Annotated in this window: 16 protein-coding genes; 9 read left to right on the top strand and 7 right to left on the bottom strand. The window is 66.8% G+C overall.

Going from position 1 to position 19,703, the window contains the following annotated elements; genetic code table 11:
- The first annotated feature begins 52 nt into the window (after positions 1–52).
- The 3 genes from WDN01_09365 to WDN01_09355 all read left to right on the top strand — a co-directional run bounded on the left by WDN01_09365 (position 53) and on the right by WDN01_09355 (position 4,826).
- Positions 53–1,984 carry a serine hydrolase domain-containing protein gene (locus WDN01_09365; GenBank protein MEJ0026223.1) on the top strand — a complete coding sequence of 644 codons (1,932 nt, stop codon included), beginning with the start codon at positions 53–55 and terminating at the stop codon, positions 1,982–1,984.
- Between the two features lie 133 nt (positions 1,985–2,117).
- Complete coding sequence (sppA, locus tag WDN01_09360) at positions 2,118–3,881, top strand: signal peptide peptidase SppA (protein MEJ0026222.1); 1,764 nt, start codon at positions 2,118–2,120, stop codon at positions 3,879–3,881.
- Between the two features lie 90 nt (positions 3,882–3,971).
- Positions 3,972–4,826, top strand: coding sequence for a Fe2+-dependent dioxygenase (locus tag WDN01_09355; GenBank protein MEJ0026221.1), 855 nt, complete (start codon positions 3,972–3,974; stop codon positions 4,824–4,826).
- A gap of 246 nt (positions 4,827–5,072) precedes the next feature.
- Here WDN01_09355 and WDN01_09350 read toward each other — a convergent pair whose 3' ends face one another.
- From WDN01_09350 to WDN01_09340, 3 genes are all read right to left on the bottom strand, one after another.
- Positions 5,073–8,042, bottom strand: a complete 2,970-nt coding sequence (locus WDN01_09350; protein ID MEJ0026220.1) for a TonB-dependent receptor — start codon at positions 8,040–8,042, stop codon at positions 5,073–5,075.
- A 31-nt stretch (positions 8,043–8,073) separates the two neighbouring features.
- Entirely contained in the window at positions 8,074–8,811 is a 738-nt protein-coding gene (locus tag WDN01_09345; protein ID MEJ0026219.1) for an outer membrane beta-barrel protein, read from the bottom strand.
- 239 nt (positions 8,812–9,050) lie between these two features.
- Entirely contained in the window at positions 9,051–10,709 is a 1,659-nt protein-coding gene (locus tag WDN01_09340) for a sulfotransferase (protein ID MEJ0026218.1), read from the bottom strand.
- A 108-nt stretch (positions 10,710–10,817) separates the two neighbouring features.
- On the opposite strand from WDN01_09340, the gene WDN01_09335 reads away from it, so the two are divergent.
- From WDN01_09335 to WDN01_09310, 6 genes are all read left to right on the top strand, one after another.
- Positions 10,818–11,171: a hypothetical protein gene (locus tag WDN01_09335; protein MEJ0026217.1), complete on the top strand. Its 354-nt coding sequence runs from the start codon at positions 10,818–10,820 to the stop codon at positions 11,169–11,171.
- 92 nt (positions 11,172–11,263) lie between these two features.
- Entirely contained in the window at positions 11,264–11,533 is a 270-nt protein-coding gene (locus WDN01_09330) for an exodeoxyribonuclease VII small subunit (protein ID MEJ0026216.1), read from the top strand.
- 71 nt (positions 11,534–11,604) lie between these two features.
- Positions 11,605–13,533, top strand: a complete 1,929-nt coding sequence (gene dxs / locus WDN01_09325; protein ID MEJ0026215.1) for a 1-deoxy-D-xylulose-5-phosphate synthase — start codon at positions 11,605–11,607, stop codon at positions 13,531–13,533.
- Positions 13,534–13,696: 163 nt separating this feature from the next.
- Positions 13,697–14,446, top strand: coding sequence for a TlyA family RNA methyltransferase (locus tag WDN01_09320; GenBank protein MEJ0026214.1), 750 nt, complete (start codon positions 13,697–13,699; stop codon positions 14,444–14,446).
- Positions 14,443–15,507, top strand: coding sequence for a hypothetical protein (locus tag WDN01_09315; protein ID MEJ0026213.1), 1,065 nt, complete (start codon positions 14,443–14,445; stop codon positions 15,505–15,507). The genes WDN01_09320 and WDN01_09315 overlap by 4 nt, the downstream gene beginning before the upstream one ends.
- A gap of 14 nt (positions 15,508–15,521) precedes the next feature.
- Entirely contained in the window at positions 15,522–16,253 is a 732-nt protein-coding gene (locus WDN01_09310) for a C13 family peptidase (protein ID MEJ0026212.1), read from the top strand.
- A 151-nt stretch (positions 16,254–16,404) separates the two neighbouring features.
- Here WDN01_09310 and aroC read toward each other — a convergent pair whose 3' ends face one another.
- From aroC to fabI, 4 genes are read right to left on the bottom strand one after another with little or no spacing between them, the layout of a single operon-like run.
- The gene (gene aroC / locus WDN01_09305) at positions 16,405–17,505 is read right to left on the bottom strand and encodes a chorismate synthase (protein ID MEJ0026211.1); all 1,101 of its coding nucleotides are present in this window, start codon (positions 17,503–17,505) and stop codon (positions 16,405–16,407) included.
- A 2-nt stretch (positions 17,506–17,507) separates the two neighbouring features.
- Complete coding sequence (locus WDN01_09300; GenBank protein MEJ0026210.1) at positions 17,508–18,107, bottom strand: histidine phosphatase family protein; 600 nt, start codon at positions 18,105–18,107, stop codon at positions 17,508–17,510.
- Positions 18,104–18,727: a histidine phosphatase family protein gene (locus WDN01_09295; GenBank protein ID MEJ0026209.1), complete on the bottom strand. Its 624-nt coding sequence runs from the start codon at positions 18,725–18,727 to the stop codon at positions 18,104–18,106. Before WDN01_09295 ends, WDN01_09300 begins: the two co-directional genes overlap by 4 nt.
- On the bottom strand, positions 18,717–19,541 hold the full coding sequence (fabI, locus tag WDN01_09290) for an enoyl-ACP reductase FabI (GenBank protein ID MEJ0026208.1): 825 nt from the start codon (positions 19,539–19,541) through the stop codon (positions 18,717–18,719). The genes WDN01_09295 and fabI overlap by 11 nt, the downstream gene beginning before the upstream one ends.
- Between the last annotated feature and the right edge of the window lie 162 nt (positions 19,542–19,703).

Here is a 19,703-nt window from a genome sequence, read left to right as displayed (position 1 = left end):
GAAAGCCCGTCTAGGGTGTTGCGACAACGGTGCCGGGCGGCGGGGACTGACGATGAGATCGATGCAGTGGATGGCGCTGGCGCTCGGCCTCGCCCTGGCGCCGGCTTTCGCCCAGGACGGGGCGGGCCCGGGCGGCGCGGTGCTCACCCGGAGCGATGTCGAAGCCTTCTCGGACGGCCTTGTTCCGCTCGGCATCGCCCAGGGCGACATCGCGGGCGCGGTGGTCGTGGTGGTGAAGGACGGCCAGGTCCTGTTCGAGAAGGGCTATGGCGTCTCCGACACCGCGACGCGGGCCCGGGTCGATCCGGAGCGCACGCTGTTCCGCCCCGGCTCGGTCTCCAAGCTTTTCGTCTGGACGGCGGTGATGCAGCTCGCCGATGCCGGCAAGATCGACCTCGACGCGGACGTCAACACCTATCTCGATTTCAAGATTCCGCCGGCCTTCGGCAAGCCCATCACGATGCGCAACCTGATGACGCATACGCCGGGCTTCGAGGACAGCTTCCGACCGCTCCTGGTCGGCGATCCCAAGTCCGTCGAGCCGCTCGACCGCGTGGTCCGGGAGGCGCTGCCGCTGCGCATCTTCCCGCCCGGGGAGGTCCCGGCTTATTCCAACTACGGCGCCACGCTCGCGGGCTATATCGTGCAGCGCGTCTCGGGCGCGACGTTCGAAGACTATATCCAACGCCACATCTTCGCGCCGCTCGGGATGACGCACGCGACCTTCGAACAGCCGCTGCCCGCCGCGCTCAAGGCCGACATGTCGAAGGGCTATCAGCGCGCCTCGGGCCCCGCGACGCCGTTCGAGATGATTTCCATGGCGCCGGCCGGCGGCCTCTCCGCCAGCGGCGGCGACCTCGCGCGGTTCATGATCGCGCATCTGCAGGGCGGCGCCTATGGCGCGGGCCGCATCCTGTCGCCGGAGACGGCGGTCCGGATGCACGGCGTCGCCGCGCGTCCGTTCTCCGCCCTGCCGCCGATGGCCTATGGCTTCTATCACGCCGACCGGAACGGCCATCCCATCGTCGCGCATGGCGGCGACACCGGCGTGTTCCATTCCGACCTGGAGCTTATCCTGGACGCCGACACCGGCGTCTTCCTGTCGCTGAACAGCGCGGGGCAGGGCCGCGCCGTGTCGATCCTCCGCGGCGGTTTCATGCGCGAATTCATGAACCGCTATTTCCCCGCGCCCAGCGCGGCGCCTCTTCCCACCCTTGCCTCCGCCAGGGCCGATGGTGAGAAACTCGCCGGCGCCTATGTCGCCAGCCGGCGGGGCGATGCGACCTTCGCGCGCATCCTCAACATGTTCCAGCCGGTCGCGATCTCGCGCAACGCCGACAACACGCTCGTCGTTTCCACGCTGATCGACGCCGCGGGCACGCCCAAGCGCTGGCGCGAGGTGCGGCCCTTCGTCTGGCAGCAGGTGAACGGCAGGAGCCTGATCCAGGCCAAGCTGAAGGACGGCGCCGTCGACCAGATCGGCATGGGCGACGTCGGACCGATCCTGGTGCTCCAGCCCGCCGGGCTCGTCGCGGCGGCATGGGAGTTCTATCTGTTCGCCTTCACGCTCGGCATGTTGTCGCTGACCGTCCTGTTCTGGCCGGTCAAGGCGGTGCTGCGCTGGCGCTACGACCGCCCGCTGGCGCTGTCGGGCCGGGCCCGGCTGCTCTACCGGCTGACCCGTGTCGTGGCGCTGATCGACCTGGTCTTCCTCGCGGGCTTTCCGCTTGCCGTCGTGGCTTTCTCCGAGCAGTTGGCGGCGCTGCCGCCCAGTATCGACTGGCTGTTCCGCGGGCTCCAGGTCCTGGGCCTCTTCGCCGTCGTGGGCACCGTAGTTCCGCTGGCCGAGTTCTGGGTCGCCATCCGGGACCCGGCGCGGCCCTGGTGGACCAAGGCGACCGACCTGCTGATCGCGCTGGCGGCGCTCGCCACCGTCTGGTTCGCCTTCAGCCAGAACCTGCTGACCGTCGGCTTGCGATATTAGGCGGAAGACTGTTCGGGCAGGGATTCCAGTCGATTAACCGCATCGCGGTCGCATTTTCCGCACTGTCATTGGCGTTCCTTAATTCCGCGCCCATATATAGTGGCCCTCGGGCACGCTACGGGAAGGTTTCCTCATGGTCGCATTCTTGCGCTGGATCCGGTCCATCGGGCTGGGCGTCCTGAACGGCATCGCCAAGGTCGCCGTCTTCATCGTGCTGCTTTTCGTCGTGCTGATCGTCGTCGGGCTTTTCCGCGGTGACGGCTTGCCGGGAAACATGGTGCTGGCGCTCGACCTGCGCGCGCCGCTGGCGGATTCGGTGAACACCACGTTCGATTTCGAGACCCATCCCGTCACGGTGATGGATACGATACTGGCGCTGGACGCCGCCGAGCGCGATCCGCGCGTGAAGGGCATCGTGATGCGCATCGGCACCGCCAATCTTCCGATCGCGCAGGCCGAGGAGATCGGCACGGCGCTCAAGAAATTCCGCGCCAGCGGCAAGTTCGTGATCGCCCATGCCCAGGGCTTCGATGCCGCCGGCCTCGGCGACTATCTGACCGCCGCCAATGCCGACCAGATATGGATGCAGCCGCGCGCCCCCTTCACCGCGGCGGGCGAGGGCGGCACGCAGATTTTCCTGCGCGGCCTGCTCGACAAGCTCAACGCCGATCCGCAGATCGTCAAGCGCTCCGACTACAAGAGCGCCGCCGACCAGTTCATGGAAAAGACCATGACGCCGGCCGACCGCGAGCAGACCACGCGGCTGCTGCAGTCCTGGTACGACACGGCGACGACCGGCGCCGCGCAGGCGCGCCATCTGACGCATGACCGGATCGTGGCCGCGCTCGAGGCCAGCCCGCAATTCACCGAGGACGCGCAGGCTCGCGGCCTGATCGACAGAATAGGCTTCGACGACGACGCGCAGAACGCCGCGCTGGCGCGCGCCGGCGGCGACGCCAAGCTGGTGCCGCTGGCCTCCTTCGTCCGCGCCCAGCGCGACAATGCCGGCCTCGGTTCGGGGCCGCGCATCGCGCTGATCGAGGCCTCGGGCGAGATTTTCGACGGCGGCGCCGGCGGCAATAGCGGCGTCATCGCGGGCGACGATCTTTCCAAAGCGATCCGCGCCGCGGCGCAGGACAAGGACGTGCGCGCCATCATCCTGCGCGTCGACTCCCCCGGCGGCTCGGTCACGGCGTCGGACCAGATCCTCGATGCGGTCAAGAAGGCGCAGAAGGCGGGCAAGCCGGTCGTCGTCAGCATGGGCGGCGTCGCGGCCTCGGGCGGCTACTACATCGCGGCCTCGGCCGACCGCATCGTGGCGGAGCCGGGAACCATCACCGGCTCGATCGGCGTGCTGACGGGCAAGATCTCGTTCCAGCGCAGCCTCGCGCTCGCCGGCGTCGGCACCGAGACCATCGGCATCGGCCACAACGCGCTCTACAATTCGATGTTCCAGCCCTATACCGACGAGCAGCTCGCCGCGCTCAACCGCGAGGCCGACACGATCTATGCCGACTTCACGCAAAAGGTCGCGACCGGGCGCAAGCTGCCGCTCGCCAAGGTGCAGGACATCGCCAAGGGCCGCGTCTGGTCGGGCGCGGACGCGCGGGGCAACGGCCTGGTCGACGAGCTCGGCGGCTTCTGGACCGCGGCCGACAGCGCGCGGAAGCTCGCCGGCATCGCGCCGAACGAGACGGTCCCGTTCCGCCTCTATCCGCGCAAGAAGGGCTTGTTCGAGGCGCTCGACGCGCTCCTGGGCGGAACGCCCACGGCGGTCCGGGCGGTGGAGAGCTTCGTCTCGCTGATGGACGCGGCGCCGGTGCGCGCGGTGGTCGGCACGGTCAACGAGCTGCCGCGCGGCGGCGTGGAGCTGCGCGCGACCAACCTGCCGCGATAGGACCGGCAGGCGTGCTCCTGTCATGCCCGCAGGTGGGCATCCAGAGCCGCCTGTGCGGATCACAAAGGGAGTCCCATTCATACGCCGGCGATGGCCGACAGTGGCTGCGGCGCAACGGCGGCGCCGGGCGGATCTCCAGCCGCGGAATGTCCGCTCGACCGCCCGGTCCGCATCCGCCAAAGACGTCGGCATGGCTGCCCGCGCCGTCGCCCGCGCCGTTTGTTTCGCACAGGCCCTTTTGCTAGCGTCGCGCCCGTCTTCGTCGGTGGCAGCAGCGCTATGATTTTGGAATTGAAGGGCTTTTTGACGCCGCCCGAAATCGCCCGGCTCACCCAGCTCGGGCAGGAGCTGCATTTCGTCAACGGCCGCATCTCCAATCCCAACAACCTGACCAAGGACAATCTGCAGGCCGACGCGTCCGATCCGCGCACCGCCGAATCGACCCGCATCGTCGCCGACGCCTTCGCCCGCTCGCAGCCCTTCCGCGATTTCGCCTTTCCCAAGCGCGTCGCGCCGCCGCTGCTGGCCCGCTACGAGGCCGGGATGAAATACGGCGCCCACGCCGATTCCGCCTATCTGATGGTGGAGGACGCGCCGCTGCGTTCCGACATCTCGGCCACGGTGTTCATCGCCGATCCCGCGACCTATCAGGGCGGCGAGCTCGTCATGCATGTCGGCACCCATCCGGTGGTGGCCAAGGGCGCGCCGGGCGATGTGATCGTCTATCCCTCGACCATGCTGCATGAGGTGCGTCCGGTGCGCGCCGGCACGCGGCTGGTCGCGATCACCTTCATCGAAAGCCTCATCCCGGACGAGCAGCAGCGCAACGATCTCTACGAGCTGAGCGAGGTCGCGGCGCTCGAAGGGCTCAAGATGGACTGGCGCAGCCGGGTGCGGCTCGACGTCGTGCGGAACAATCTCCTGCGCCGCTGGTCGCGCTCTTAAGGCCGAATCGGTCTGGACCGAATCGTCGAAAGACGGTCACCGCCCCGCGCCGGCGGCCCGACCGCGGGGCCATCCGATTTCGCCGCGAAGGAAAATCGATCGTCCGCAGATCTTTGCCGATGGCGGAGAGGCATTGCCGGTTCCCGGACGCCGCCGGCAGGAAACCCGCCAGGGAAGGGCACCCCAGAAACAACAACGGCGGCCTCTCGGCCGCCGTTGTCGCATTCAAACCGATCCGATATCGGATCAGAGCTTTATGTTCACGCCGCCATACAGATACAGGCCGATCGGATCGTAGACATTGGCGTCCGTGCCCGTGCCGGTCGTGTCGAGCGCGCCCGGGAAAATCTCCGGCGGACGGGTGTCGAACAGGTTGTGGGCACCGGCATAGACCTGGAACACCTTGGTCAGGTCGTACGAGGTCTGGAGGTCGAGGTACCAGAACGCGTGCACCTTGTTGTCCGGATCGTCCAGCGGAACCGTGCCCGTCTTGTCGACCAGGGCCGGACCGACATAGCGGATGGTGGTCGTGATGGACAGCGGACCGTTGTCGTAGGTGGTGCGCAGAACGCCCTTCCAGTGCTCCGCCTCGATGGTGCCGGCGGCGATGATCTTGTCCGTTCCCGCCACGCCCGGATCGACCGAGAAGGTGCTGAGATAGTTCAGGTCGAGACCGAGCGAGAGGCTTCCGGAATTGGCCAGGCCGGGATCCAGATCGCCCAAGTCGAAGGCGTATTTGAAGCTGCCGTCGACACCCGAGGTCTTCTCCGAACCGAGGTTGAAGGTCGGGAAGTCGATCTGCTTGAGGATCGGGCCCAACGTCGCATCGTGCTGCCGGGTGATCTGCTGGCAGAAGATGTTGGTCGCGAACAGCGCCGGGCTCGCCTGATAGCAGGCGTTGAGGGTGTCGCTCGGCGACAGGCTGCCGATCGCCCCGTTCAGGCGGATGTCGTAGTAGTCGATCGTCGCCACGAACCCGGGCAGCCAGTCGGGCTGGTAAGCGAAGCCACCGGTGAAGGTGTGCGCCGTTTCCGGTTTCAGGTTCGGATTGCCCGACTGGATGCCGCCGATGCCCTGCAGCGCGGCCTGGCCGCCCGGCAGGCTATAGTTCGGCGCCGCCGGTTCGCCAGGCTGCAACGGACCAAGGGCTGCGATCTGGGTTGCGCAGTTGGCCACGACATTGGGCTTCGTCGGATCCGGATGCGCGCAAGGATCAAGCGGGACACTCGGGAAGGTCTGAGCGCTCGGCGTGAACAGCTCGGCGATGTTCGGCGCGCGCGTCGCGTAGGACTCCGTGGCGCGGAAGGTGAGCTCCTCGAACGGCTGGTACTTGCCGCCATAGCGCCAGCTGTCGACACCGCCCGCCGTGCTGTAATGGGCGTAGCGATAGGCGCCGTTGAGCTCCAGGTACTTGGCGAAGGGCAGGTCGGCCAGGATCGGAGCCAGACCTTCGACAAAGCCTTCCGTCACCTGGAAGGCGCCGTGCACGGCCGACTGCTGGTTGCCGGCAACGGTGCCGCCCTGGCTGCCCTGGTCGGGGATGAAGTCCGCGGATTCGCGGCGATACTCGCCGCCCAGGGACAACTGCAACGGGCCGGCCGGCAGATCGAACACCGTGCCATGCACGGTCGCCTGCGCCACCTGCTCGACCGCCTGGTCCTGCAGGGTGATCAGCGAGCCCACATAGTGCGAAGCCTGCGGCGTGATCGCGCCGGCGCCGAAGAGGTTGACCGGAACGCAACCGGCCGCGCGGGCGATCGGATCGTTACAGACCGCACCCCCGCCGCCGGGCGGCGGCGTGATGCCGCCCGCGATTTCCGCCGGCGTCGGGATATGGGCGTTCAGCGCGTCCTGCAGGCGGATCTTGTCGTAATAGCCGCCGTTGAACTGGCTCTCCGCCGTGCGGCCCCACTCGTAATACGTGTTCCACTTCCAGTCGTTGACCGGAAGATTGCCCTCGAAGCCGAAGGTGATCTTCGCCATGTCGCGGTCCACCGAGCCGGTGCGGTCGCCCAGATCGGCGAAGCGGCGGGAGAAGAACAGGCCGGGGCTGCCGACGGGAATGCGGGCCTGCAGGCCGGCGGGGATGAACGGATTGTTCGCCGGGATCAGGATGCCGATGCCGCCAGTGGTCGAGGTCGGCTTCGACAGACCGTCGGTCGAGGCGCCCGGATAGGGTTCCAGCTGCTGCGCCGAACTCGTCAGCGCGTAGGTCGCCTCCAGGAAGAAGCGGATGTCGTCGGTGATGTCGTAATGGCTGGTCGCGCTGATCAGCTTACGCGTCACGGGAACCTGGATGTAACGGTTCGGGTTGCGGTCGAAACCGTTCAGGGCCGTGTTGAAGACTGTCCCGTTCGGGTTGAAGCTGGTGCCGGTCGCCAGCGTGCCGCCCACGGGGACGACCTGGTAGCGGCCCGCGAGACCGAAGGAGCTGAACGCAGCCGGTCCGAGGATGAGGGTGCTGTGCGTGCCGATCAGCGGGAAGGTGCCCGGAAACTGGGTCACGTCGGTGCTGGTGATGTCGCGATTGCCGGAGCTGATCGCGCCGGAATGGTCGTAGAGGACCGAGAGCGTGACATTGCCGCGGCCGTCCGCGATGTTGGAACCGACCGTAGCGGAGAGGCTCGTATCGGCGCCGTCGCCGCGCGAGGTGAGGCCGGTCTGGGCGTTGGCGGTCAGACCCTCGAAGTCGCTCTTGAGGATGATGTTGACCACGCCGGCCACGGCATCCGAGCCGTAAACCGCCGAGGCGCCGCCGGTGATCACTTCCACCCGCTCGATCAGTTCGGTCGGGATGGTGTTCAAGTCGACGGCCTGGCCGGTCGGAGAACCGGTGACCTGCCGGCGGCCGTTCACCAGCACCAGGGTGCGGCCCGGGCCGAGGCCGCGAAGGTCGACGTTCCAGACGCCGAAGCCCGAGGTCAGGAAGTTGGAGTTGGTCGGCGTCAGGTCGGATCCGGTCATCTGGATCTGCGGTATCTGCGCGAGGACCGCGCCGATATTCGTCTCGCCGGTCTTGGCGATGTCGGACGCATCGATCGCGACGGTCGGTGTCGTCGCGGCCGCGCCGGTCTGCGTCAGGCGCGAACCGGTGACGATGACGGTTTCGACGGTCGGCTCGGACTGCGCGGCTGCCGTGGCCGTGAGCGCGGCAAGCGCGGCACCGGCGAGCAGCGACGAGCGCAGCACCTTTGAAGTAATTTTCGTGTGGAACACTGGAAAACCCCCTAAGAGTTCGCGAATTCGATTACAGATTGAAGCGGAAGCCGATCAGCACCGTGTGCGCATCGAAGTCCGCTTTCACGTCGCCGCCATGGAAGCCAGGCTCCAGGATCAGGTCCGCGGAGTCCGCCGCGAAGTAGCGGTAGTCCACGAAGAGGCTGGTGCTCTCGGACAGCGGCAGCGATGCGCCGGCGCCCACCTGCCAGGCGAATACCTGATCGTTCTTCTCGTTGATCTTCGAGCCGTTGATGGCACCGTTGATCTTCACCTGCGCGAGCCCGGCGCCGCCGCCGATATAGGGCGTGATGCCCAGCGTCGATTCGAGGCCGTGGAAATCGTACCAGGCGTTCGCCATCAGCGAGAAAGCGGACAGCCGAAGCGATGTCGGCACGACCGCGGTGCTATTGGAGTAGGGAACCGGCGCCGGGAACGGCGCGCCGCCGCCGATGTACTGGTACGAATAGGCGGTGTGGACCCTGCCGGTCTTGCCGGAATGGCTCTGGCGATAGGCCAGCTCGAGTTCCGTTCTGAACGTGCCCCAGTCGATGCCGTAATTGCCGCCCACCACGAAGCCGGTCTTGAACGACGTGTCGACCGACTGGCGCGAGATGAAGTTGTAGCTGGTGGTGTGCGTATGCGAGGAGCCGCTCAAGCCGGGCTGCTGCAGGAAGCTCGCCCCACCGAAGATGCTCGCATAGGAGCTCGCGGCATCGGCGGACACCGTCGAAACTGCCGTTAGGGCAGCAACGGTCGTCGAAATCATCAAAAGTTTACGGATTTTCATGGTCCCCCGCATTCGAGATTGCGTGTTGGTCCAATACCAACTTAACAAAAAGATAGGCGCAGCCCGTGTTGCATGGCAACCGCGAAACATAATTGACGGAATTTAGAACAGAAGGTGTGATAATTCTGACACGAAAGTACTTGATCTATAAGCTCTTTTGCTAAAAAGCACGCGGTGCCGGTCGTTTTCAAAAAGGTTTACGGCAGTACATAGCAATTTTATGATGCTGCATCTGCGAGCGGGCCCAGAGCGTCGACCAGAGGCTGCAACCAGGGCATATAATTGCGCCACTTTGCGACCGAAGTTTTGTAGATCGGCTGGCGGACTTGCCACTGGCTTGCGGTCCGCACGGAACGCTCCACGCTGTAGAACTCGAGCGCGCGCGGATCCCAGGGAAGTCCCACGAAGTCGACGAGCTTGCGCGCCGTGCCCTCGAGATCGGTCGTGTAGTCCTCGTAATCCACGTCCAGGATGGTGAGGGGCAGCGTCTCCCGCCAATGCTGCATGAGGTCGTGGTAGCCGCGATAGTACCGCCCGATATCCGTGAGCGAGCGATTATAGCCATGGGCGTCGTTGAAGTTCTTCGTCCAGCACGACAGGCAGGTGTCGAGCGGGCTGCGGCGGCAATGGATGACCTTGGCCTTGGGAAAGATCAGCGCGATCAGCCCCAACAGCTCGAAATTGTGCGGCATCTTGTTGGTGATCCGCGGTGTCGGTCGGTCGGCACGCCTCCGCAGATCTTCGATATAGCGTTCCCCGATCAGCTGCGCGCCGAACTTCGAAAGCTTGAGCATGTTCAGCGGGAATTCGTCGCGTCCGGGCGAGATTTCCTGGGACAGGCGCGCCATGGCTTCGAAGCTCTCGATTTCGCCGGCGCCATAGACGTCCGGATGCGCCGACAGGATCTGTTCGGTGAGCGTCGTGCCCGAGCGCGGCATGCCGACGATGAAGACCGGCAATTCCGAATCGATGCCGAAGCCGGCGCGGTCGCGAAAGAAACGCTTGGAAAATATGGTCTTTTTTTGCCGCCGATAGTTTTCGGTCTCCTTGTGATCGTAGTCCTGGAAGGTCATGCGATTGGCGGTATCGAAGTGCCGGAAGGCCCGCTCGAAGAACTTCAGGTCGTCGCAGATCTTTCCGGCCGCGTAGTGCAGGGCGATCTTGTCCTGCTCCGGGATGGTCGCGTCCTCGATCTGGGCTTCGATCTCCGCCAGGGTGCCGTCGTCGGTCTTGAACTTCACCGTATGGGCAAGACTGATATAGCCCGCCGGCCGGTGCGGCAGCCGCGAGATGACTTCGCGCGCCGTCTTTTCCGCTTCATCGAACTTTCCCTGGTCCGACAGGACGCCCGTGATGCCGACGAGGGCGGCGTAGACGCGGTCGTCTGCGGTCCACACTTCCCGCCACAGCTCCAGCGCTTTTTCGGTGTGGCCGAGCTGGCGAAGGACGCGGCCCAGATTGTACTTGGCCTCGTCGAAATCGGGCTTGATGGCGACCGCGCGTTCCAAGAGGTCGCGCGACTCGTCCCACCGGCGCATTTCCGCCAGGGCGTGGCCGCGATTGTTGAGGATGTTCGGGTCTTTCGGGCGGGTGAGCAGCGCCCGCCCCATGAGATCGACGGCCAGTTCCCACAGGCCGGCATCCGCCGCCAGAACGCCCAGAAGATTGAGCGCGTCGGGCTGGTTGGGCGCCGCGTCGAGCACCCGGCGATAGAACTTCTCCGCCTGTTCCCGGTCGCCGGCGCGATGCGCCGCGATGCCTTGCTCCAGAAGGCTTTGCAACTGGCCGGGCGAGGCCCCCAGCGGATTGAACGCCGGAAAACCCTCGCCGCGCGCGATCGGCGCAAGAGATTCGAGGCTGTGGCTTGATTCGGTCATGCTGGGTTCCTAGGGCGCTGGCGCGGGCATGCACATGGCATCGGCCGCAATCTGGCTGTAAAATGCGCGAGGAGGAGGCGCGATGGCAAGACGCATGGAGTACGGCACATGAAGCTCATGGTTAGGACCGCGGCAGCCCTGGTTGCCGGCGCGATCGGTTGCAGCGCGGCGACGGCGGCGCCGACCTGCCTGCGGTCGGATCGCATCTCGACCATCACGATGACGGGCGACAAGTCGGCTGTCGTCAAGGATCAGAACGGTCTGCAATATCGCCTGCAATTCGTTAACGCTTGCGGCGCGCGGCACGTCAACGTGCATTTCGTCCTCGACCCGGACTACATGCCGCTCTGCGTCGACGCGGGCAGCGCGCTTTCGACCAATTCCGAAGGTCCCTGCGTCGTGAAGCTGGTCGGGCCCGGCGTATCCGCCGGCCACGCAGGATCGGGCGGGCAGGGCGGGTGAACCGCCGGCCGGACGGCTGCTTGTCTTGATCTTCCGAACTGGGCTATGGCCTCGCCGCCGGACCCCCGAGATTCCGGGCCGATGGAGGCCGCATGTCCAAAGATAAGCCCCGTGGCGCCGCCGATGCCGACGTCGCCGCCCTTTCCTTCGAGGCGGCGTTGAAGGAGCTCGAGCAGATCGTCTCCCGCCTGGAGCAGGGCGAGGTCGATCTGGAGGATTCCATCGCCCTCTACGAACGCGGCCAGGCGCTGAAGGCGCACTGCGAAAAAAAGCTAAAATCCGCCGAGACGCGTCTGGAGAAGATCGTCCATGGTGGCGGAACGGCAACGGGTTCGGAGCCATTGGATCTCGGATCGTCTTGATTTGGGTTCCAAAAAAGCCGACCTTTTTTGCAATGCAATCAGCGCGCTTGCGCGCGGAGAAATGACGTTCCATGGCCCTGCCGACCAAGACACCGCTCCTTGACCGCGTCGCCGACCCGGCCGCGCTGCGCGCCCTCGACAAGAAGGACCTGCGCCAGTTCGCCGACGAGCTGCGCAAGGAGACCATCGACGTCGTCTCGGTGACCGGCGGCCATCTCGGCGCCGGCCTCGGCGTGGTCGAGCTGACGACGGCGCTGCACTACGTGTTCGACACCCCCAGGGACAAGATCATCTGGGACGTCGGCCACCAGGCCTATCCGCACAAGATCGTCACTGGCCGGCGCGACCGCATGCGCACGCTGCGCCAGGGCGGCGGCCTGTCGGGATTCACCAAGCGCAGCGAGAGCGAATACGATCCGTTCGGCGCGGCGCATTCCTCGACCTCGATCTCCGCCGGTCTCGGCTTCGCGGTGGCGCGCGACCTCCAGGGCGCCGGCAACAACGTCGTCGCCGTGATCGGCGACGGCGCGATGAGCGCCGGCATGGCCTATGAGGCGATGAACAATGCCGGCGGGATGGACGCGCGGCTGATCGTGATCCTCAACGACAACGACATGTCGATCGCCCCGCCGGTCGGCGCGATGAGCGCCTATCTCGCGCGCCTGGTGTCGAGCCGGCCCTATCGCGGCTTGCGCAATCTCGGCAAGAAGATCGCCTCCGTGCTGCCGCGGCCGATGAAGGTCGCCGCCGGGCGGGCCGAGGAATATGCCCGCGGCATGGTCACGGGCGGCACGCTGTTCGAGGAGCTGGGATTCTACTATGTCGGCCCGATCGACGGGCACAATCTGGATCACCTGATCCCGGTCCTGGAGAACGTCCGCGACATGAAGAACGGGCCGGTGCTCGTCCATGTCGTGACCAAGAAGGGCAAGGGCTACGCGCCCGCCGAGGCCAGCGCGGACAAGTATCACGGCGTCACCAAATTCGACGTCATCACCGGCGAGCAGAAGAAGTCCAACTCCAAGGCGCCCTCCTATCAGAAGGTGTTCGGCGAAAGCCTCATCATGGAGGCCAAGAAGGACAGCCGCATCGTCGCCATCACCGCCGCGATGCCGTCGGGCACGGGCGTCGATCTCTTCCAGCAGGTCTTTCCCACGCGCAGCTTCGATGTCGGCATTGCCGAGCAGCATGCCGTGACCTTCGCCGCCGGCCTCGCGGCGGACGGCATGAAGCCCTATTGCGCGATCTATTCGACCTTCCTGCAGCGCGCCTACGACCAGGTGGTGCACGACGTGGCGATCCAGTCGCTGCCCGTGCGCTTCGCGATGGACCGCGCCGGCCTCGTCGGCGCCGACGGCGCGACCCATGCCGGCTCCTTCGACATCGCCTATCTCGGGACGCTGCCCAACTTCGTGCTGATGGCCGCCGCCAACGAGGCGGAGCTCGTCCATATGGTCGCGACCACGACCCGGATCGACGACCGCCCCTCGGCGCTGCGCTATCCGCGCGGCGAAGGCTGGGGCACCATCGAGCGTCCGCTCGAAGGCGTGCCGCTCGAAATCGGCAAGGGCAAGATCTGGAAGGAAGGCACTTCCATCGCCATCCTCTCCTACGGCACGCGCCTGCACGAGGCGCTGCTGGCGGCCGAGAAACTGTCCGGCTACGGACTATCGGCGACGGTGGCGGATGCCCGCTTCGCCAAACCGCTCGACACCGGCCTGATCCGCCGCCTGGCGCGCGAGCACGAGGTGCTGATCACGATCGAGGAGGGCGCGGTCGGCGGTTTCGGTTCCCATGTCATGCAGTTCCTCGCCTGGGAAGGCCTGCTCGACCGCGGGCTGAAGGTGCGTCCGATGGTGCTGCCCGACCGCTTCCAGGACCACGATACGCCCGACCGGATGTACGAAGCCGCGGGTCTCGATGCGAAAGCCATCGTCGCGACGGCGCTGAACGCGCTCGGCCGCGAACGCGAAGCCGAAGGCGCGGGGAAGATCGCGTAGAATCTACCCTCCCTTTGAGGGAGGGTAAATCTTATGGACGCGCCCACCGCCGATAATGCATTCTCCCTTTCGCGCGACGTGGCCTCAGCGCCGGCGCAAATCGACAACAGAGACGGACGCGGCCGTAGGGATGGCGGCCTTGCCCGTTTAAACGAGTGAGCCCATGAGCACGCCATCCACAGACGATCTCCGCGCCGACATGTTCCTGGTGAAGAACGGCTACGCCAAGAGCCGCACCGAAGCGCAATCCGCGATCCGCTCCGGCCGCCTGAAGGTCAACGGCGAGATCGTGAGCAAGCCCTCGCGCACCCTCGATCCCGACGCGCAGATCGAATACGTCAAGCCGCATCCTTACGTCTCGCGCGGCGCGCTCAAGCTCGTCGCGGCGCTCGATCAGTTCGAATTGTCGCCCAAGGACCTCGTCTGCCTCGACGTCGGCGCCTCGACCGGCGGCTTCACCGAGGTGCTGCTCGAGCGCGGCGCGAGGAAAGTCTACGCCGTCGATGTCGGCCACGCCCAGATGCATCCCAAGGTGCGCCGCGACGAGCGCGTGGTCGCCTGCGACGGCGTCAACGCGCGCGCGCTCACCCGCGATCATGTGACGGAGACGCCGATGGCGGTCGCGATCGATGTGAGCTTCATCGGCCTCAAGCTCGCTTTGCCGCCGGCGCTGTCGCTCGCGGGCTCCGGCGCCTGGCTGGTGGCGCTGGTCAAGCCGCAATTCGAGGTCGGCCGCTTCGCCATCGGCAAGGGCGGCATCGTCAAGGACGCCGAGGCGCGCGACGCCGCGGTGAAGGACGTCGCCGACTGGATCGCCGACCAGGCCGGCTGGACGGTCTCGGGCCGCATGGAAAGCCCGATCGAAGGCGGCGACGGCAACCGCGAATATCTGATCGCCGCGAAGAAAGTGTGAGCGAACGCTGCCGCCATTTCGGGATCTGCGGCGGCTGCACGCTCCAGGACGTGCCGCAGGCGGAGTATCGCGCGCGCAAGCGCGACGAGGTCGTCCGTGAACTGACGAAACAGGGCGTCGATGCCGAGGTCGGCGATATCGTCGAGGGTCCGCCGAAAAGCCGCCGCCGCGCCGTGCTAAACGTCGCGCGGCGGGGCGGCCGGGTCGAGGTCGGCTTTCATCCGCTGCGCTCCCACGACATCGTCGACATGCACGAATGCCTGGTGCTGACGCCGGCGCTGTTCGCCGTCGCGGGCGCGTTGCGCGCCGCGATGCCGGCGCTGCTGGCCGAGGGCCAGGACGCCGAGGCGCGCGTCACGCAGGCCGATAACGGCCTCGACATCGCCTTCCGCGCCCAGCCGAAGCTGACGCCCGGCCGCATCGCGGCCCTGGCCAAGGCGGCGCCGGGGCTGAAAGCCATCCGCATCACCTGGAACGGCGTGCTGGCCTTCGAGAGCGCCGCCCCCGCCGTGACGCTCGGCAAGGCTGCTGTGAAGCTGCCGCCCGACACCTTCCTCCAGCCGACCCGCGAAGGCGAAGCGGCGCTCGTCGCGCGCGTGCGCGCGGCCGTGAAGGGCGCCAGGGCGATTGCCGATCTCTTTTCCGGTTGCGGCACCTTCTCGCTGCCGCTGGCCGAAGACGCGCGCATCCATGCCGTCGAGCGGGAGCAGGGGATGCTGGACGCGCTCGCGGCCGCCGCCCGCGCGACACCCGGTCTGAAGCCGGTCACGACCGCGCGCCGCGACCTCTTCAAGATTCCGCTGGGCGGTGCCGAGCTCGGCCCCTACGACGCCGTCGTGCTCGATCCGCCCCGCGCCGGCGCCGAGGCCCAGGCGCGCCAGCTTGCCGGCTCCAAGGTGCCGCGCATCGCCTATGTCTCCTGCGATGCCGCGAGCTTCGCCCGCGATGCGCGTATCCTGGTTGACGGCGGCTACCGGCTCGGTGCCGTCACCCCCGTGGACCAATTCCTGTGGTCGTCGCATATTGAGCTGGTGGCCGCTTTCGCGCGCGCGAAGCGGTGAGCGTGGGGACGCCGATGAGAGCATTTGCGTTTGTCTTCGGCGTCCTGGGCGCCGTCTTGGCGGTCTCCGCCGCTTCGGCCGCCGGCTTCGCGGACTGGGCCGCGATCGTCGTCGCGGGCGACTGGCACTCGCATTCCGGCGCGCCGTCCGAGGTGTTCGACAACGGCCGGCGCGACGTCGCCGCCGATCTCGCGCGACTCGGCTTTGCGCCGGGCAACACGATCCAGTTCTCCGTCCGCACCGACACCCATCCGGGCACCGAGCCGTCCGACAAGCAGGACGTCGCCAACCAGCTTTGGGATTTGTCAAACCGCACCACCGGCGGCTGCTTCCTCTATTTCACGAGTCACGGCTCGCCCGACGGCATCGTGCTGGGCGATTCGACCTTCGCGCCGCAGCCGATGGCGACGATGATCGACAATGCCTGCGGCAGCCGGCCGACCGTCGTGTTCATCGCGGCCTGTTTTTCCGGGGTGTTCGTGCCGGCGCTCGCGGGGCCCAACCGCTTCGTGATGACGGCGGCGCGGCCCGACCGTCCGTCCTTCGGCTGCGGCGACAACGACCGCTACACCTTTTTCGACAATTGCTGGCTCGACACGGTCGGCACCGTCGGCGATTTCGGCGGCCTGGCCGATGCGATCCGCGCCTGCGTCAGCCGCAAGGAAGCCGAGATCAAGGCCTTCCCGTCCGAGCCGCAGCTCTCCATCGGCGCCCAGATCGCCGCCGCGATGCCGAGGTGGCGGTAGAGTCCTGGGCTCACATCATCCAGTGTCATCCGCCGCGAATGCGGCGGACCCAGGTGAAATCCGCATCGACGGAGCAAGCGTCAACTGGGTACCCCGCATTCGCGGAGTATGACACCCGTTGTTGAATGCAACGAATTTCTGGCTCGGGCCGCTAGCCGACCTGCGCCCGCTGGCGCAGCGCATGGTCGGCGAGCACGATAGCCATCATCGCCTCGCCGACCGGCACGGCGCGGATGCCGACGCAGGGGTCGTGGCGGCCCTTGGTGACGATCTCGGTCTCGGCATTGTTCACGTCCACCGTCAGGCGCGGCGAGAGGATCGACGAGGTCGGCTTGACCGCGAAGCGGCAGACGATCGGCTGGCCGGTCGAGATGCCGCCGAGGATGCCGCCGGCGTGGTTGGCGAGGAAGCGCGGGCGCCCGTCGTTTCCCGCGCGCATCTCGTCGGCATTCTCCTCGCCGGTCAGCGCCGCGGCGCCGAAGCCGTCGCCGATCTCCACGCCCTTGACCGCGTTGATGCTCATCATCGCCGCCGCGAGGTCGCCATCGAGCTTGGCGTAGATCGGCGCGCCCAGCCCCGCCGGAACGCCCTCCGCCACCACCTCGATGACAGCGCCGACCGAGGAGCCGGCCTTGCGCACGCCTTCGAGATATTCTGTCCACGGATCGACCGCGCCCGGATCGGGGCAGAAGAACGGATTGTTGGCGACCTCCGCCCAATCCCAGCGCGACCGGTCGATGGTATTGGTGCCCATCCGCACCAGTGCCCCGCGCACGCTCGCGCCGGGATGGAGCGAGGCCAGCACCTTGCGCGCCACCGCGCCGGCCGCCACGCGCGTCGCGGTCTCGCGCGCGCTCTGCCGCCCGCCGCCGCGATAGTCGCGCACGCCGTATTTGGCGAAATAGGTGTAGTCGGCATGGCCGGGCCTGAACTTGTCGCGGATGTCCCTGTAATCCTTCGAGCGCTGGTCGACATTCTCGATCAGGAGCGCGATGGGCGTTCCCGTCGTCACCTGCGCCGCCATGCGCTCGTCCTGGAACACCCCCGACAGGATTTTCACCGTGTCCGGTTCCTGGCGCTGGGTGACGAATTTGCTCTGCCCCGGCCGGCGCCGGTCGAGATCGGCCTGGATGTCGGCTTCCGTGAGCGCGATGCCCGGCGGACAGCCGTCGACCACGCAGCCGATCGCCGGCCCGTGGCTCTCGCCGAAGGTCGTGACGCGGAACAGGTGACCGAAGGTGTTGAACGACATCCCTAATCGCCGAAGAAGGCTTCCGTACCCTGCGACAATCGCATGATTCCGGCATGCGGTGGCTTGTAGCGTTTCGTCTGCTCCGGCGTAAGGCCGAGATAGTGCGCGCGGATGGCCCGCGCCGGGCCGTAATGGGTGACGATGACGGCATCGCGCGCGAGCGTGGGCAGGAAGCGGGCGACCCGTTCGTGCAGCCCGGCCCAGCTTTCGCCGCGCGGGCGCACATAATCCCAGTCGTCCTTGTCGTCGAGGCCGGGAAGTTCGGGATCGACCGCCGCGATCTCCTCGCGCGTCATCCAGGTGTGGTCGCCGAAATGGATCTCCATGAGGCGGTGGTCGGCGCGATATCCCGTGGGCGGCAGGCCGGCCGCTTCGCGCACCAGCTCCATCGTGGTGCAGGTCCGGTGCAGCGGACTTGCGAAGAAGTCGAAACCGGAAAGATCGCCCGCGACCTCCTTGAGCGTGGCGCCATTGCCGCGCGCATGCCCGCGCCCCCGGACCGTGAGCGGCGAGTCGTCCCACGACGCGGCGCGACCGGCGACATTGTGCTCGCACTCGCCGTGGCGGATCACATAGAGCGTGAGGTCGCGGAAATCCGTCATCGTGCGGACGGCAGATCCAGCCGCACGACCTCGCTGCCGCGTACGCGGAAGAGACAGCCCTGCGGCTCGTCCAGCGCCGACATCCGCCGCCAGTCCAGGCCGGCGAACAGGCCGCGCAGGATGCGCGTCGCCGCCCCATGGCTGACCGCGAAGGTGTCGCGCTCCAATCCGGTCACGAAGTCCGACACGCGTTTGGCCACCGCCGCGTAATTCTCCCCGCCGCCCGGCACGAACACATTCCACTTGTCGGCGGCGCGTGCCGCATATTCCTTCGGGAAGCGGTGCGCGGCTTCCGCGTCGGTCAGACCGTCCCAGGCGCCGAGATCGATCTCCACCAGCCGCGCGTCGGTGCGGAAGCCGTCGGGCGGCAGACCCAGTTCGCGGCGGATGAGCCCGATCGTGGTCTGCGCCCGCTTGAGCGGGCTGCACACATAGTCGAGCGCCGCGAAATCCGTCACGTCGGCGCGCACGATCTCGGCGATGTCGCAGGCCTGCTGCAGGCCCTTTTTCGTCAGCGGCGTGTCGACCGTATGGCCCTGGAAGCGCTTGGCGACATTCGCCTCGGTCTCGCCGTGGCGGCAGAAATAGAGCGTGATGCCCGGGCGAACCTCAAGCGCCATCGGACTTCGCGACGGCGATGTCGGGAGCGTCTTCCGCCTTCATGCCGACGACGTGATAGCCGGCATCGACATGCAGGCATTCGCCGGTGACCGCCCGTCCGAGATCCGACAGAAGGAACAGCGCCGTATTGCCGACCTCGTCGATCGTCACGGTGCGGCGGAGCGGCGAGTTCAGCTCGTTCCATTTGAGGATGTAGCGCGAATCCGCGATGCCCGCGAAGGCGAGCGTCTTGATCGGCCCGGCCGAGATCGCGTTGACGCGGATGTTCCTCTTGCCGAGGTCCTCGGCCATGTAGCGCACGCTCGCCTCGAGGGCGGCCTTGGCGACGCCCATGACGTTGTAGTGCGGCATGACCTTCTCGGCGCCGTAATAGGTCAGCGTCACCATCGCGCCGCCCTTGGTCATCATCTTCTCGGCGCGCTGCGCCACGGCGGTGAACGAGTAGCAGGATATGTCCATCGTCATGCGGAAATTCTCGGGCGTCGTGTCGACATAGCGGCCCTTGAGCTGCTCCTTGTCGGAGAAGGCGATGGCGTGCACCACGAAATCGAGGCTGTCCCATCTCGTCCGCAGCGCGTCGAAGGCGGCATCGATCGAGCCCTGGTTGCTCACATCGCAGTCGATCAGCGCCGCCGGCTTCAGGGGTTCGACCAGCGGGACCACCCGCTTGCGGAACAGATCGCCCTGGTAGGAGAACGCCAGTTCGGCGCCCGCGTCGTGCAGCGCCTGGGCGATGCCCCAGGCGATGGAATGGCTATTGGCAACGCCCATGATGAGGCCGCGCTTGCCTTTCATGAGTCCTTCGAAAGCCATGTGCCTGTCGCTCCTCGGGCGCGCTCGCGCCGTCCCTCTGTGGCGGGAAATGCCAGAGATTTCAAGGACAATTGCTGGCCCGGCGTGGGCCGATCCCCCTGTTCCCGAGGGCTGCCCGCCGCCGCCCGCATCATGTGCGAAGCCGGGCCGCGGCTGGCGGAA

The sequence above is a fragment of the Rhizomicrobium sp. genome (assembly GCA_037200985.1).
Lineage (GTDB): Bacteria > Pseudomonadota > Alphaproteobacteria > Micropepsales > Micropepsaceae > Rhizomicrobium.
Note: the sequence above shows the minus strand (reverse complement) of the source record. Positions and strands in the feature narration are given on the sequence as shown.

Excerpts from the sequence above, each read along its gene's own strand:
- WDN01_09345 (MEJ0026219.1), bottom strand. The coding sequence starts at position 8,811 with ATGATTTCGACGACCGTTGCTGCCCTAACGGCAGTTTCGACGGTGTCC.
- WDN01_09310 (MEJ0026212.1), top strand. The coding sequence starts at position 15,522 with ATGAGAGCATTTGCGTTTGTCTTCGGCGTCCTGGGCGCCGTCTTGGCG.
- fabI (MEJ0026208.1), bottom strand. The coding sequence starts at position 19,541 with ATGGCTTTCGAAGGACTCATGAAAGGCAAGCGCGGCCTCATCATGGGC.
- WDN01_09355 (MEJ0026221.1), top strand. The coding sequence starts at position 3,972 with ATGGCCGACAGTGGCTGCGGCGCAACGGCGGCGCCGGGCGGATCTCCA.
- WDN01_09320 (MEJ0026214.1), top strand. The coding sequence starts at position 13,697 with ATGAGCACGCCATCCACAGACGATCTCCGCGCCGACATGTTCCTGGTG.
- sppA (MEJ0026222.1), top strand. The coding sequence starts at position 2,118 with ATGGTCGCATTCTTGCGCTGGATCCGGTCCATCGGGCTGGGCGTCCTG.
- WDN01_09295 (MEJ0026209.1), bottom strand. The coding sequence starts at position 18,727 with ATGGCGCTTGAGGTTCGCCCGGGCATCACGCTCTATTTCTGCCGCCAC.
- WDN01_09330 (MEJ0026216.1), top strand. The coding sequence starts at position 11,264 with ATGTCCAAAGATAAGCCCCGTGGCGCCGCCGATGCCGACGTCGCCGCC.
- WDN01_09340 (MEJ0026218.1), bottom strand. The coding sequence starts at position 10,709 with ATGACCGAATCAAGCCACAGCCTCGAATCTCTTGCGCCGATCGCGCGC.
- WDN01_09300 (MEJ0026210.1), bottom strand. The coding sequence starts at position 18,107 with ATGACGGATTTCCGCGACCTCACGCTCTATGTGATCCGCCACGGCGAG.
- aroC (MEJ0026211.1), bottom strand. The coding sequence starts at position 17,505 with ATGTCGTTCAACACCTTCGGTCACCTGTTCCGCGTCACGACCTTCGGC.
- dxs (MEJ0026215.1), top strand. The coding sequence starts at position 11,605 with ATGGCCCTGCCGACCAAGACACCGCTCCTTGACCGCGTCGCCGACCCG.
- WDN01_09365 (MEJ0026223.1), top strand. The coding sequence starts at position 53 with ATGAGATCGATGCAGTGGATGGCGCTGGCGCTCGGCCTCGCCCTGGCG.
- WDN01_09335 (MEJ0026217.1), top strand. The coding sequence starts at position 10,818 with ATGAAGCTCATGGTTAGGACCGCGGCAGCCCTGGTTGCCGGCGCGATC.